The organism is Halopelagius fulvigenes (genome assembly GCF_055398025.1).
Genome location: NZ_AP043846.1, coordinates 1352495 through 1366359 on the forward strand (window position 1 = coordinate 1352495; position 13865 = coordinate 1366359).

Sequence of the window (13865 nt, forward strand, 5' to 3'; positions counted from 1 at the left end):
TCTCCCGGACGACTACCGGGGCGAGAACGGGAGTACTCGCCGAGGTTCGACCCGAGAAGCGACATCTCGGCGGTATCGCGTCGCACCTTCCTTTCGCCGCCGACTCCCTGATTTCGGCTGATCTCTCCGCGGCGTCGAGGGAGGCGGTCGGACCGGCCCGCGTCCGGAAGTCCCACGGGGCGCACTCACCCCGTTTCGTACACCCCGAAACGGTGTACGAACCCGTCCACTTATCCGTTAGATGTTATCTCACATGATCCACTGCGAAATCCGCTCCGAAGGACGCTCTGCGAGAGGATCGACCCGGAGGCGTCCGAGGGCGATACGAAACCGCCCTCACGCGAAGAACTCGGGAGGGCGCGACTCGCCTTTCCTCCTCCGAACTCGCCGGTTCCGTCAGTCGGGCCCCATATCCCGCCGTTCGACCGGCTTTCGGCCGACTGACGTCGGTTTCGACGATCGGAGACGGACGCCGACCTCTCACTCCATATAGTTCATGATGCTATACGGAATCGGATGTTGAAGTTGAGACTGGTCGTCTCAATGCATACGATTCTCGAATCTCTCTGTGGCCGAGGGCGACCTCGTCAACGGAGCGCTTGTTGCTCTCCTTAAATATTGACAATAAAGTCTCACTTCACTACTCGGTTGACGATCGGTTGGTTCGTGTCTGTTATTTAGAGAGATGACGGCGTAGCGCTTCAGTAACTTCGTCACGCTCATGATGTACCCAATGTGACGCGTCAGGGAACATCTGTAGCTGAGCGTCTTCACAGTAGTCCACGCTCTTTTCGGCCGTTGAGGGAAGGAGTGCTATGTCGTCTTCTCCCCAACAAATCAGCGTCGGCTGGGTAACAGTGTTGCGTGGTGGGCTTTCTGATCGGAGGAATCCACGGTACCAGTGTATTCTCGGTCGAATGCCGGTGTGCTGCCAGGCCGCCTTGTAGCAGGTAATCGTTTCCTCGTCGAACGTTCCAGAGTTGGACGTTATTTCGAGAGAATCAACCATATTGGCCATATCGTTCCGGGTCAACATCCATTCAGGGAGCTTCGGTACCTGATAGAACCAGACGTACCAGCTCCGCAGGATCTGCTGGGGACTGGATCGTAAAGTATCTCGATACGCTGTCGGATGGGGGACGTTGAATATCCCGAGTCGATCGACCATGGAGGGGTGACGGAGTGCTACGTTCCAGGCGACGAACCCACCGAAGTCGTGTCCAACGACGTGGGCCGATTCCCGGTCCTCACTGTGGATCAATTCACGCACGTCAGCTACTAGTTCCGATTGTCGATAGGCACCGATCTCATCGGGCGCTTCGCTTAGATTACAGCCCCGTTGGTCCGGGACGACCACACGGAAGCCGGCCTCAACTAGCGAATAGATCTGATCGCGCCAGCCGTACCAGAAATCGGGATGTCCGTGCAGGAGGACGACCAGTGGCGCGTCGGGGTCGCCGGCGGCGACGATGTGTAACTGCACGCCGTTGATGTCGCGATAGGTGGATTCTACATCGTGATCGGTGAGTAACGATGCATCAGTGTTTGTGACCGTATCTGCGGCTGTGGGTGGTTTCGTGGCTGACATCGTGTTACCTCTGGGTAGAAATATGCGGCAGAGCTGATTACAAGGACTGCCGCACTGACGTGGCTCCTTTTAAATTCTCGAGCCCAACAGTGGTGTGTTGGTGATTTTCACGCCGTCGGCAGGGTTGGTGACTGGGAACGGGAGTCAGTGGACGAGTTCGGTGAAGACACGTTCTTCGACCTTCCGAAGGTGCTCACCGACCGTTCCGGGAGAAATCCCAACGATCTCGCCGATGTCTTCAAGAGATGCTTGGCGAGGTTCATTATAATACCCTAGATCAACTGCCGCCTCAAGCACTTCTTCTTGCCTATCTGTGATTATCCTGTTGACTGACGATTCGTCAGCCTCATAATCGCCAATTTTGAGAATATCAAATTCGAATTTTTCCGTCTCTTCAGTATATTCGTACAGTTTGTTGAATTCTTCGTCAGTTCCTAAGTATGTGACTTTAATATGATTGTCGGACGTGAACTGAATAGGTGTCTCGAATACCAGACGCGATTTTCGTTGCAGTTCAAGGGACCGGCGAACATCTTCTGTCGGTTCAAACTGGCTCACAGCCATCCACCGGTCTTCTCCGGCGATGAGATAACTAATAACATAAGGGGACTTCTCCATAATCCGTTTGTACCGTTCCTTACTGCCGCTTGCCTCGGCAAATAGGAGTACAGTATCATCATCAAGAAGCTCGATATGATGAATGGCCCGCCGCCTGATCGACGGGTCATCTGCCAGTTCCTTTCCGAGTGGATGGAAAGCACCCCTTCCATCCGGTTTGACTAATACCGTGAGATATCGCATACAAGAACCAGGAGTGCTCGGAATTAAACACCACGGCTCATCCCCACTTAAATTCCACCACGGGTGAGGCAGGTGCCTACCGAACTATACCGGAAAGTGGCACCCTGTGGACGATGCAACGGCAACAACGCTCAATCGGCGACCACCTCGTGAACGAGGTCATCACAGCCCTCGCCGACAATGCCCTCCTCGGCCGTGAATCACACGAGAACGCCCCCGCTGTCGTGATCCGGGCCGACCGAGTCCGAAGAGTGCTCTCGACACTTCACTCAGAGGTAGGACTTGACCACTGCTCGTGTGTGGCTGCCCGGGAGTACGGCGACCGCTTCGAGACAGTCTATCATCTCAGTAGCTAGTTCGTAACTTCCGAGGACGGCGAAAGAGGCGTGAGAGATTACAGCGGAAGGTGGTCGAGGAAGTCGGCGCTCTGGTGGTCGAGGTGGTCGATTCTGCTCCCGAGGAGTTCCCGCATCAGTATCACCAGCGAGTTGTCCTCGCCCTCGCCCGTGACGGCCGTCTCGACGGGCACGCCGTCGCCGCTCGGTTCGCCGAGCGACCCCAGTAGGATGGCCTCGCGGTCCGCCAGCACCAAGCGACCGAGCTTCTCGCGGTGAGGCGGCAGGTTCAGCCAGTCTAACTGCGGTTCCCATATCGTCGCTTCGGGGACGCGCCGGCGGACGAGGTCTCGGACCGCCCAGGTCTGCGACCCGACGTACACGTCCACGCCGCGGTCGAGGGCGTCTTGGAGACGGGTGATGCAGCCCTCTTCGAGGAGTCCGTCGGTCGTTATCATGATGAACAGTTCGTCCTCGACCTCCTCGAACAGCGACTGCCCGCGCGCGATGACGTTCTCCCGCCCTTCGAGGGTCCAGACGTCTCCCGCCTGCGCGTTCGAGAGTTCGTCGCAGGCGGCCTCGAACGCCGACTCGTCTAACCACTCGTCGTCGAACTCCGCGTCGCTCCGGCGGGTGACCGTTCGCGCGTCGGGGTCGTACGCGAGGAGGTCGGCGTCTTCGAGTTTCGGGAGGTCGACGTGGTGAAGCGAAACGAGCGTTTCTTCGAGGCGGTCCTCGGAGACGTCCGATACCGCGGCGTCTTCCTCCCGGGTGACGACGCGTTCCCCCAATTCCCGAAGCGAAAGCGATCCCGCCGACGCTTCGAGAACCGAGAGGACGGCCCGGCGGCGCGGCCGGACGGCGTTCTCCAGCACTCGTTCCTGCGTTTCGGTGACCTCCGTGGGCGCTTCGAGGAGCTCCGCCACCGGTTCGGCCTCCGAGAGGAGATTGTCCGCCGCGGAGACGGTCCCCGCGTCGTCTCTCCGTATCAGTCCGGCCGCTTCGAGTTTCGGCAGGTGCCGGTGTCGGATGTCGATCCGAACGCGTCGGTGCGCGTCCTCGGAGACGTCTCGCAACGCGTCTCCGGTCTCCATCGAAGCGACCATCGTCGCGAGGTCGCCCTCCCGCAGTCCGCGGCGGTGGTCGCTCAGAATAGAGAGGACGTACCGCCGCCGCGTCACCGCCAGCGCCTCCACGAGGGCTTTAGTCGAGTTATCCATAGGTTAGTCGTTACTTCGCCTAGGTAACTAGACCCGATAAGGAATTCACCTAACAGTGTTGGAACGCCCTAACGGGTCTCATTTCTGGAATCTCAGACGTCTCTGAGTTACTGCCGAATTCACAGGCACACGGGCGGCACGGACCGCGCGACGGCGGTCGCTGGGCTCGACCGGTGAGAGTATGATCGGATTAATCGCGGCGAGCGCCGCCGTTATCCCGCCCGGCGGACGGTTTCGCGCCGTCGAATATCGCCGTCAGGAACTTCCGCTCGCTGGCTCGGAGGTGTTGGTGGAACGTCGCGGGGGAGACGTCGAGAATCTCCGCGAGATCCTCGCCGCTGTTCCTCCGCGGCCACTCGAAGTACCCTTGGCGGTACGCCAGTTCGAGGGCGGTGCGCTGACGCTCGGTCAACGAGTCGAGTAGCCCCTTCTCGGAAGCGACCGACCGTTCGACCGTCTTCCGCCGTTGGAGGAGGATGTTGGCGCTGGGGTACGACGCCTTCACCTCCTCGACTATCTCCGACGTCTCGACGTGCGGCGGCAGTTCCATCGTCGCCGTCAGTCCCGCGTCGTTGACGACGATTCGGCTGACCCGTCCGCCGCGCGCGACCACCTGCGAGATGAGCGGCGGGTTCCGTATCCGCAGTCTGAACCGCAGTTCGCCGTCTTTCTCCTCGGCGAGGCTCACGTCCGAAACCGACGGCGCTCCCTCCGCGAGTTCGCGAATCGACGCCTCCGCCTCGGGTGCGGCCGTCCCGATGAGGACGTAACTCTCCCGTCCGGTCGGGACCACCTGCGACACCGCTACCTCCGGGAGGTTCGACGCCCCGCCGTCCACGAGGTCGACGAGGTTTTGCAACTGGAGCGTCACCTCCGTCATCTCCCTCGTGAGGAGGGCGTGTTTCTGCGTCGCCGCCACGATAGCGTGGCCGACCATCTCGCCGAACGACCCGAAAATCGACCGCGCGTCCGGTCCGAACGCGGACTTCTCCCCGGAGTAGATGCCGAGGACGCCGTAGACGGTCTGTTCGTAGACGATGGGTATCGTCGCCACCGACCGGACGCCGCGTTCGAGGGCCGCCTCTCGCCACGGTTCGAAGGTCCCGTCCGTCTCGACGTCGGAGACGACCTGCACGTTCCAGGTCTGGACCGCCATCCCGGCGGGCCCCTTCCCGGTGTCCCGTTCGTCGAGGGTCACCGTCACGTCGTCAATGTAGCCCCGGTCGTCCCCCGCCCGCGCGACCGGGGTGAGCGTCTGGCCCGCCAAGTCCACCTGCCCTATCCACGCGAACGAGTAGTTCTCCTTCCGCGCGAGTCGATCGCACACCAACTGCTCTATCTCCTCGCGGGAGGACTCCGTTATTATCGCCCGCTGGATGTCCCGCGCGAGCCGGTTCAGTTGGTTCAACGCCTCCAGTTCCTCCCGTTGGACCTCCAACTGACGGGTGTAGGCGTGTCGGTCTATCGCGCTCGCGACGATGTGGGCGACGTTCTCGACGAAGTGGACGTCGTACGCGCTGAACTCCCGCGCCGCCGCGTCGTGGACGCCGAGGATGCCCCACGGGTCGTCCGCGGGGCCGATTATCACGTCGATTCCGCTTCGGACGCCGAAGTCGGCGATTCCGCCCGTCCCCTCGAACCGAGGGTCGGTCCCGAAGTCCTCGACGACGAGGGGCCGTTCGGTGCTGAGCGTGTACCCCGCCTGCGTCGCCTCCGAGACGGGGACAGTCGCGGATTCGAGGACGCCGTCGTCCCACCCGACTCCCGCGCGGAACCGGAATCGCTCCGCGTCCACGTCGAGTTCGAGCACTTCGCAGTACTCTGCGTCGAGGGTGTCGGCCACGCGCCCGACGACTTCGTCGAGGAGCGAATCGACGTCGGTCGCCGTGAGGGCCTCGTGACCCAACTCCGCGACCGTCTCCTGTTGGGCGGCCTTCGCGGCCAGTTCTCGCTCGGCCTTCTTCCGCTTCGAGATGTCCCGGAACAGGCCGACGAAGTACCGGTTTCCCTCGAAGAAGAAGTCGTTCAGCGAGATGCCCAACGGAACTTCGTAGCCGTCTCTGTGCTGTCCCGGCAGTTCGACGTACCCCCAGTCGATGTTTCGCTTCCCCGTATCGAGGTACGTCTGGAGGGCGTCGAGGTGGACCTGTTGCAGTCGGTCGGGAATTATCTGTATCTTGCTGCCTCCGACCAACTCCTCGGACGTGTAGCCGAGAATCCGCTCGACCGCGGGGTTCGCGTACTGAATCCGGCTGTCGGCGTCGAGGACGATGATGCCGTCTCGGACGGCGTCGGCGAGTGCGACGAACGCTTTCGCCGGCGCGTCCTCGGGGCGTTCGCGCCCGTCGTCCCCTCCGCGTTCGGGACGCCCCTTCCGCCGGACGACGCCGAGATACCGCTCGTCGCCCCCGGACCGCCCGTTCCGCTGGAGGTGAACCTCGCAGAGGACGGCAGTCCCCGACGCCGTCTCCAACGGCGCGGTAGCGCTCACCGACTCGGGGGGGTCGTCCCCCTCGGACGCCCCGAGGAAGGCCTCCACGGGCGGCGGCAGGCGTTCGGACGCCGTGAGGTGCGAGAACGGGCGGTCGAGAAGCGTCTCCCGAGCGTACCCGGCGAGCGAGGTGAACGCGTCGTTAACGTCGGAAATCTTCCCGTTAGGCGTCAGTTCGAACGTCGCGATGTCCGCGCGCGACAGGAGATTGCCGACGGGAACGTCCATCGTCCAGTCGTCGAGCGTCCGTTCGGAAGACGGCGGAGTACCGTCCGGTACGGGGGACATCTTCCCGAGGTCGGACCCCGACGGAGATAAGCGCCGCGTCGGTTACTTCCGTTCGCGCGAATTTCACTCCGTTTCACGCGGTTAACGAGCCGATATAACGACGAACCGACGGCCGAGTGCCGCGTTATTTGAGTTGTTCGCCGACGAGGCGGTCGGCTTCCGCGACGAACTCCCGTTCCGTCCCTTTCGGGATGGTCGCGCCCGCGGCGACGTCGTGGCCGCCGCCGTCGCCGCCGACGGCCCGCGACGCCTCGCGCATCACCGCCGAGAGGTCCAGTCCCTTTCGGACGAGGACGTGCGACCCCCGGGCGGACACTTTCACCTCCGCGTCCGACTTCTCGGCGAACGCGAGGATGGGCTTGCTTCGGGAGATACCGCCGGACCCGACGGCCATCCCGGCGACGATGCCGACGATCGTCTCGCGGATGCGCGTCCCCGCGTCGAACCACTGGACGTGCTCCTCGACGGCCGTCCCCTCGTTTTTCACCCACCGGAGGCCCTCGGAGAGGTTCCGCCGGTGGTTCCTGAGCAACTTTCGGGCGCTGTCGAGCGCACCCTGACGGTTCCCCAGACAGACCGCCAACCCCACGTCGGCGCGTTCGTACCGCGCCGTCGCGTTCAGGAGCGTGGAGAACTCGCTCACGTCGCGGAGTTCGGTGCCCGCCTCCTCGGCGGTCAGCGTGTACGTCGTCCCGACGAGGTTCTCGATTCGGTCGGCGGGGACGCCCGAGGCGATGGCCCGCCGCAGCAACGCACTCACGAGGGTCTTCCGTTCGTCCATCGTCAGGTCCACCCACCGCCGCCACTCGCCGTCGGCCTTCAGATCGAAATCGAGGTCCGAGAGGAACTGCACCGCGCCGTTGGCGTCGTTGGAGATGCCGGGGATGCGGACGTCGCTGGCGTACTCCAGGAACTTCGGGAGGGGGCGGGTCTGCCGCCCGTAGAGGACGAGGTCCTTCGCCTCCTCCAGGACGCCTGCGGCGACGCCCTCCTCGACGATTTCGGCGTTCGCCCCGCGCAGGCCGCCGTCGGAGTTCTGCATGTCGCCCACCGCGCCGACGACGGCGAGGGCGGCCAAATCGCGGTTGTCGCCCCCCTCCGGTTCGAGTGCGCGAGCGAGAACGTAACTCGCGCCCGCGCCGGAGAGTTCCGACGCGCCGTCGATGCCGAAGAGCAGCGGATTGAGGTGGTACTCCGTCTCGGCGTCGGCCGGTCGGTGGTGGTCCGCGATGACCGGTGTGAACGCGCCCGCCTCCTCGCGGGGCGCGATGACGTCCAACTGACCGCTGCCGAAGTCGGTGAAGAGCACCGTGTCGTACTCCGTGGCGGCTATCCGTGCGACTTCGCTCTCGTCTAACTGCTTTGCGAACACCGTCTCGAAGGAAATCCCCGCTCGTTCCAACGCCGTCGAGGCGACGGCGGCGCTCGTCAGCCCGTCGGCGTCGATGTGCGAGGCGAGGAGTACCCGGTCGGCTTCGCGCAGTCGGTCCGCGCACGCCTCGGCGCGCGCATCGAGTTCGGGGACGGGTCCTGCCATTGCTGTTACTCCGGGTAGGGTCGGTATGCGGTTTAAACTCTCGCTCTGCCCCGCCGGAGCGACAGTCAGGTCCGCCGCCTGACCGCGAAGAGCAGTCCCGCGGCGGCGACGGTGCACCCGGCGAGGAGCGCCCACCCCTCGGCGTACCCCGCCGTCTCCACGAGCGCGCCGAACAACGGCGGCGCGAGCAACCCGCCGACGTTGATGGCCGTCTGCCCGCCCGCCGTCGCCGCGCCGATGTCGTCGTCGGCCACCAACTCGCTGAGACAGGAGTAGAAGACGCCGGTCGAACCGTGGATGGAGAGGCCGAGTCCGGCGAAGACGGCGACGGCGACCGGAAGCGACGCGGCACCGACGGCGAGCGCGGCGAACAGACAGACAGAGAGCGCCACCTGCCCGAGGGCGACGGTGACCGCCCCGTTCGCGCCGCCGAACCGGTCGGCGAGGCTCCCCGCGCCCACGCGGGAGACGCTCCCCGTCACCTGCGTGAGTGCGAGGATGGCCCCGCCGACGGCGGCGCTCGCACCCACCACGTCCTCGACGTAGAGGATGGTGTAGCCGAGCATCGAGTAGATGGACGCACCGAGGAAGAGGCCGCCCGCGACGAGGAGGAGGTACGCGCCGTTCGCCCGGAGGTCGCGCACGTCCGGCACGGAGAACTCGCCGCTCCCGCCCGCGCCGTCGTAGAGGACGGCGAAGGCGACGGCGTACCCGGCGGCGACGACGGCGATGACCCAGAAGCCCACCTGCCACGCGGCCACGGCGGCGACGCCGGTGACGACGAGGGACGCCGCGCCGCTTCCGGCGGTGACGCCGACCTGTTTCAGCCCCATGGCGAAGTTCTCGCGCCCGCGCGGGGCGGTGGCGACGATGCCGCGGTTCGTCCCCGGCATCGCCGAGGAGTACGCCACCCCGAGAACCGCCCCCGCGACGAGAACCGCGCCGTACGACGGCGCGAGGGAGACGCCGACGGCGGCGACGGCGAGTGCGACCAGTCCGCCGACCATCACGGGCTTCTCGCCGAACCCGTCCACGGCCGCACCGCTCGGAAACAGCGCGGCGGTGTAGCCGACCAGCGCGGCCGTCAGGAAGAGGCCGACGAGCGATTCGCTCAGGGTGAACGCGTCGCGGACGAAACTCGTCGCGGCGAAGATGCTGTAGTAACAGAGGCTCGCGGCCGTCTGCCACGCCGCGACGGTGCCGACCGACCGCCAGTCACGCGCCACCGACGGGGTCCTCCGAACTCACTCGTGGTACGCGGGGGCGGCGCGTTCGACCACCTCGCAGACGAGTTCCTCGAAGTCGGCGGCGTCGGGAACCACGTCCACGTCGATGCCGAGCGATTCGGCCGTCTCGCGCGTCGGCGGGCCGATGGCGCCGACGACGGCGTCGTTCAGGCCCTCGATCGCCTCCTCGCGCAGGCCGCGCTCAGCCGCGGCGTCGAGGAAGTTCTCGACGGTGAGAGAGGAGGAGAAACAGACGCCGTCGAGTTCGCCCCCGGCGGCCATCACCGTCGATTGACCCGCTCCCTCGGGGCGGACGAGGCGGTACAGCACCGTCTCGCTCACCGTCGCGCCCGCCTCGCGCAGGCCGTCCAAAAGCACGTCGCTGCCGTGGTCCGACCGGGCGACTTCCACCGTCGCGCCGCCCACCTCCTCGCGGAGGTGTTCGACCAGTCCGGCGGAGGTGTACTCCTCGGGCACGCGGTCCACGGTCCACCCCGCGTCGCGGGCGGCGTCGGCCGTCGCCGCGCCGATGCAACAGAGCGTCGCGTCGCCGGGGTTCCACCCCGCCTCCGCGAGGAGTTCGACGCCCGTCTTGCTCGTCAGGACGACGTACTCCGCCGCCTCGGGCGTCGCGCCCGTCGGTTCGACTTCGAGCATCGGGTCCGGAATCGGCGTCGCGCCGAGGGAGTCGAGCAGTTCCACCGCGTCGGCCAGTCTGTCGTCGTCGGGGCGGAAGACGGCGACGCGAACGTCGCGGTTCACTCCTCACGCACCTCCGGGTCGGCGGCGGTTCCGGCCGGGAACTCGCCCGTTCGGTTGCGGAGGAACGCGACGACTCGGTCCCTCGTCGCCGCCACGTCGCCGACGACGGTTATCGCGGGCGGTTCGATGCCCTCGGCGTCGCGCACGTCCACGATGGTGTCGAGCGTTCCGGCGGCGACGCGCATCTCCGGCCACGTCGCGCGTTCGACGAGTGCGACGGGCGTCTCGGCGTCCATCCCGGCGTCTCGAAGCGCCTTCGCGTAGTCGGGGAGTTTGCCGACGCCCATCAGGACGACCAGCGTCCCGCCCGTCGCGGCCAACGCCTCCCAATCGACGGCGGACTCCTCCTTCGTCGGGTCCTCGTGGCCGGTGACGAACGAGACGGACGAGGCGTGGTCGCGGTGGGTGACGGGGATGCCCGCGACGCCCGCGCCGGCGATGGCGGAGGTGATGCCCGGCACCACCTCGAACGGAACGCCCGATTCGGCGAGGTGCTCCATCTCCTCGCCGCCCCGGCCGAAGACGAACGGGTCCCCGCCCTTCAGGCGGACGACGGTCTTCCCCTCGCGGGCGAGTTCGACCATCCGGTGGTTCGTGTACTCCTGCGGCGTCCACTCGCCGCTGGCGCGTTTGCCCACGTCCTCGCGTCTCTCCTCGGGTATCTGGCCGAGAATCTCCGGGCCGGGGAGTTTGTCGTGAAGCACCACGTCCGCCTCCGAGAGCAGGCGTTTCGCCTTCACCGTCAGCAGCTCCGGGTCGCCCGGTCCGCTTCCGACGAGGTAGACCATCCCCGGCGCGATGTCGGCGTCCGGCGCGTCCGTATCGGCGTTTACGCCGTCGATCCGCGCACCGTCGGTGGGTTCGTCGCTCATCCGTTCACTCCTCGTCCGCGAGTTCGCGGGCGGCCGCGACGAGTTCGTCGGCCCCCTGTTCGGCGAGCGTTTCGGCGAACTCGGCGGCGGCGTTCGCGTGGTCCTCCACCGGCAGGTCGCGGGACCCCCGGACCTCCTCCTCGCCGTCCACCGAGAGGATTCGCGCGGTGACGTGGACGTGTTTCCCCTGCAGGGTGGCGTGCGCGCCCATCGGCGCGACGCACCCGCCGCCGAGTTCCGCGAGGACGGTCCGTTCCACCGTCGTCTCCACGCGCGTGCGCGGGTGGTCGACGGCGTCCCGCACGTCGTCGGCCACGTCGCCGTACTGCGTCGTGACCGCGATGGCTCCCTGTCCGGGCGCGGGGACGAACTCCGTCGTCGGCAGGCGGACGTACTCGACGTTGTGGAGGAGGCCGCTCCGTTCGAGGCCGGACTCCGCGAGGACGATGGCGTCGTACTCGGTGTCCACGTCGCGTTCGAGCGCTCTGCGCTCTATCTCGCGGAGGCCGTCGAACCACTCCTCGATGGACTGGTCGAACTCCGCCTCGTACTCCTCGCCCTTGGCGGACGCCACGGCCCGTTCGCCCTTCTTCTCCCTGTCGGCGTCCACGCGCTTCTCGTGTTCGGCCTGTAGCGACGGCGCGAGGAGTTTCTCCACGCGGGTGTCGACGTTGCCGCGGAGGGGTTCGACCTCCAAGTCGGGTCGCGCGGCGAGAATCTCGGCTTTCCGCCGGAGCGACGACGTACCGACCGTCGCGCCCGCCGGGAGGTCGTCCAGTTCGGACCCGTCGGGCGTAATCAGCACGTCGCCCGCGGGCGCGCGAGGCGGGATGCCGGCGACCACGAGGTTCTGCGGGCTCTCCGTCGGCATGTCCTTCATCGAGTGGACGGCGGCGTCCACGCTCCCGTCGAGCACCTTCTCGTCCAACGCCCGGACGAACGCGCCCGTCTTGCCGAGCCGGTGGATGAGTTCGTCGCGCACCTCGTCGCCGTGCGTCTCCACCTCCACCAGTTCTACCTCGAATCGGCGGTCGGAGAGCGCCTCCCGGACGCTCGCCGCCTGCCGGAGCGCGAGGTTCGACCCTCGCGTCGCCAGTCGGAGTGTCCCGCGTGTCATCGTTGTCGAGACGTGGGTTCCGGTGGGTGAAAAGGTCACCACTTCCGCCCGCGCGGGCCCGAGTCCGCCGTCGCCGCCCCGGGTTTACGACGCTCGGGTCCGCCGACGCGGGTCGTGGGCTCTTTTCGCCGCGTACGCGGCCTGTTGGCTCTGTTCACTCGGATTCGCGCTCCCTCTCGTCTCGCGTCGGGCGCGGGAGAAGACGGTCGCTCGCGCGGACCCCGTGGGCTCGGGGTCGGTCGGACTGATCTGCCGAACTCAGGGGATTCCGACCGCGCCGTGTCGCTTGTAGAGGTAGTACAGCGACGCGACGACGCTCAGGGAGAACGCGCTGAGGACGACGCTGGCGAGGGCGACGAGTCCCCACACGAGGGGGTCGGGCATCCACTCCGCGTTCGACTCCGCGACCGCCCGCGCGTCCACGTACGTCGCGATGGGGTACATCACCGTCAGCACCAAGCCGACCAGTCCGGCGACGGGGACGAGGAGGAACGCGGCCCCGAACGTGAGCAGCCCGCCCGTCAGAAAGAGGTCGAAGAGGAAGCCGAACAGGAAGAAGACGCCCCCGACGAGGGCGGCGAGACCGAACGCCGGGACGGCCGCTATCCAGTACCACCACCGGGAGTCCACGTTCGCCCGGGGGAGGACGTCACCCAACGGGTCGTCGTACCCCCGCGCCGCGTCCGACTCGGTTCGCACTTCTGCATCCATAGCTGACACGACGCGCTCAGAGGAGAAAAAGTGAGCCGGTGGCCCCGACGGCGCGCCGACGCCGCTACAGCGGTTTTACGTCTCGACTTCGTAGGCGGGGTATGTCGTATCTCGGCGGGCGGTTCGACTTTCTCTTGGCGGTCCTCCGCGCGACGCAGGAGCACGACGTGGAGTATCCGGCGGCGTCGTTGGCGTACTACGGGTTCGTCTCGCTGTTCCCCCTGTTGCTGTTGGTGTTGACGCTCGTCAACCGGTCGGCGGCCGTGCGGGTTCACGAGGTGACGCCGCCGTTTCTCACGCCCGACGTCCAGCAGTTGGTGTGGGAGGCGGCGGTGACGAGTTCGGGGCGCCTCGGCGCGACGGTGCTGGCCATCGTCGTCCTCGGGTGGAGCGGAGCGAACGTCGCCGTCGGCTTTCTGACCGTCGTCGAACGCGTCGAGGGCGAGGACGACCGGTCGCACTCCGAGCAACTCCGCGGCGCCGTCGCCGTCCTCCTCTCTCTGGTTCTCGCGCTCTCTCTGATACTCTGCACGAGCGTCGTCTTCTCGCTGTTCCCGAACTCGCCGTTCGTCTCCGCCGCCGCCGTCGTGACGCTCCTCGGCGTCCTCACCGCCGCGTTCCTCCCGGCGTACTACGTCCCCGCGCGGCGGATAACCGAACCGACGGCGGCGCTTCCCGGCGCGTTCATCGCGGCGGTCGGATGGACGGCGCTCCTCGTCGTCGTCCACCTCTACGCCGTCAACGCCTCGCGGTACGCCATCTACGGCGTCATAAGCGGCATCATCATCATCCTCACGAGCCTGTACACCGCCTCGTTCGTCCTCTTCTTGGGCCTCATCGTCAACGAGACGCTCAGCGGCGAACTCGCCGCCGCCGACGCCGACGCCGACAGCGCGTTCGATACCGGATAACGAGAT

At 66.2% G+C, this 13865-nt stretch carries 11 protein-coding genes and 1 pseudogene; 2 read left to right on the top strand and 10 right to left on the bottom strand.

All coding sequences use genetic code 11. The features are described from left to right. Positions 1-673 precede the first annotated feature (673 nt). Both ACZ522_RS11535 and ACZ522_RS11540 read right to left on the bottom strand, forming a co-directional pair. On the bottom strand, positions 674-1588 hold the full coding sequence (locus ACZ522_RS11535) for an alpha/beta fold hydrolase (protein WP_379699407.1): 915 nt from the start codon (positions 1586-1588) through the stop codon (positions 674-676). A 144-nt stretch (positions 1589-1732) separates the two neighbouring features. After that, positions 1733-2389, bottom strand: coding sequence for a helix-turn-helix domain-containing protein (locus tag ACZ522_RS11540; protein ID WP_379699404.1), 657 nt, complete (start codon positions 2387-2389; stop codon positions 1733-1735). 113 nt (positions 2390-2502) lie between these two features. On the opposite strand from ACZ522_RS11540, the pseudogene ACZ522_RS11545 reads away from it, so the two are divergent. Continuing rightward, positions 2503-2736, top strand: a pseudogene (locus ACZ522_RS11545) (NADH-quinone oxidoreductase subunit C); the annotation flags it as partial. Between the two features lie 47 nt (positions 2737-2783). Here ACZ522_RS11545 and ACZ522_RS11550 read toward each other — a convergent pair. The 8 genes from ACZ522_RS11550 to ACZ522_RS11585 all read right to left on the bottom strand — a co-directional run bounded on the left by ACZ522_RS11550 (position 2784) and on the right by ACZ522_RS11585 (position 12948). After that, positions 2784-3944 (bottom strand): DUF7344 domain-containing protein, encoded by a 1161-nt coding sequence (locus tag ACZ522_RS11550; protein ID WP_379699401.1) that lies wholly within the window; start codon positions 3942-3944, stop codon positions 2784-2786. A gap of 190 nt (positions 3945-4134) precedes the next feature. Next, positions 4135-6723, bottom strand: a complete 2589-nt coding sequence (locus ACZ522_RS11555) for a PAS domain S-box protein (protein ID WP_379699398.1) — start codon at positions 6721-6723, stop codon at positions 4135-4137. 124 nt (positions 6724-6847) lie between these two features. Further along, the gene (locus ACZ522_RS11560; protein ID WP_379699396.1) at positions 6848-8260 is read right to left on the bottom strand and encodes a DHH family phosphoesterase; all 1413 of its coding nucleotides are present in this window, start codon (positions 8258-8260) and stop codon (positions 6848-6850) included. A gap of 65 nt (positions 8261-8325) precedes the next feature. Further along, on the bottom strand, positions 8326-9486 hold the full coding sequence (locus ACZ522_RS11565; protein ID WP_379699393.1) for an MFS transporter: 1161 nt from the start codon (positions 9484-9486) through the stop codon (positions 8326-8328). Positions 9487-9504: 18 nt separating this feature from the next. Continuing rightward, a complete protein-coding gene (locus tag ACZ522_RS11570; protein WP_379699391.1) occupies positions 9505-10248 on the bottom strand; it encodes a uroporphyrinogen-III synthase in 744 nt (247 codons plus the stop codon). Next, on the bottom strand, positions 10245-11120 hold the full coding sequence (gene cobA / locus ACZ522_RS11575; protein WP_379699388.1) for a uroporphyrinogen-III C-methyltransferase: 876 nt from the start codon (positions 11118-11120) through the stop codon (positions 10245-10247). The genes ACZ522_RS11570 and cobA overlap by 4 nt, the downstream gene beginning before the upstream one ends. 4 nt (positions 11121-11124) lie before the next feature. Beyond that, on the bottom strand, positions 11125-12237 hold the full coding sequence (hemC, locus tag ACZ522_RS11580; RefSeq protein ID WP_379699387.1) for a hydroxymethylbilane synthase: 1113 nt from the start codon (positions 12235-12237) through the stop codon (positions 11125-11127). Between the two features lie 258 nt (positions 12238-12495). Beyond that, positions 12496-12948, bottom strand: a complete 453-nt coding sequence (locus ACZ522_RS11585) for a hypothetical protein (RefSeq protein WP_379699384.1) — start codon at positions 12946-12948, stop codon at positions 12496-12498. Positions 12949-13049: 101 nt separating this feature from the next. Here ACZ522_RS11585 and ACZ522_RS11590 point away from each other — a divergent pair, with 101 nt between their 5' ends. After that, on the top strand, positions 13050-13859 hold the full coding sequence (locus ACZ522_RS11590) for a YhjD/YihY/BrkB family envelope integrity protein (protein WP_379699382.1): 810 nt from the start codon (positions 13050-13052) through the stop codon (positions 13857-13859). Positions 13860-13865 lie beyond the last annotated feature (6 nt).

Excerpts from the sequence above, each read along its gene's own strand:
- ACZ522_RS11535 (WP_379699407.1), bottom strand. The coding sequence starts at position 1,588 with ATGTCAGCCACGAAACCACCCACAGCCGCAGATACGGTCACAAACACT.
- cobA (WP_379699388.1), bottom strand. The coding sequence starts at position 11,120 with ATGAGCGACGAACCCACCGACGGTGCGCGGATCGACGGCGTAAACGCC.
- ACZ522_RS11555 (WP_379699398.1), bottom strand. The coding sequence starts at position 6,723 with ATGTCCCCCGTACCGGACGGTACTCCGCCGTCTTCCGAACGGACGCTC.
- ACZ522_RS11585 (WP_379699384.1), bottom strand. The coding sequence starts at position 12,948 with ATGGATGCAGAAGTGCGAACCGAGTCGGACGCGGCGCGGGGGTACGAC.
- ACZ522_RS11550 (WP_379699401.1), bottom strand. The coding sequence starts at position 3,944 with ATGGATAACTCGACTAAAGCCCTCGTGGAGGCGCTGGCGGTGACGCGG.
- hemC (WP_379699387.1), bottom strand. The coding sequence starts at position 12,237 with ATGACACGCGGGACACTCCGACTGGCGACGCGAGGGTCGAACCTCGCG.
- ACZ522_RS11560 (WP_379699396.1), bottom strand. The coding sequence starts at position 8,260 with ATGGCAGGACCCGTCCCCGAACTCGATGCGCGCGCCGAGGCGTGCGCG.
- ACZ522_RS11540 (WP_379699404.1), bottom strand. The coding sequence starts at position 2,389 with ATGCGATATCTCACGGTATTAGTCAAACCGGATGGAAGGGGTGCTTTC.
- ACZ522_RS11590 (WP_379699382.1), top strand. The coding sequence starts at position 13,050 with ATGTCGTATCTCGGCGGGCGGTTCGACTTTCTCTTGGCGGTCCTCCGC.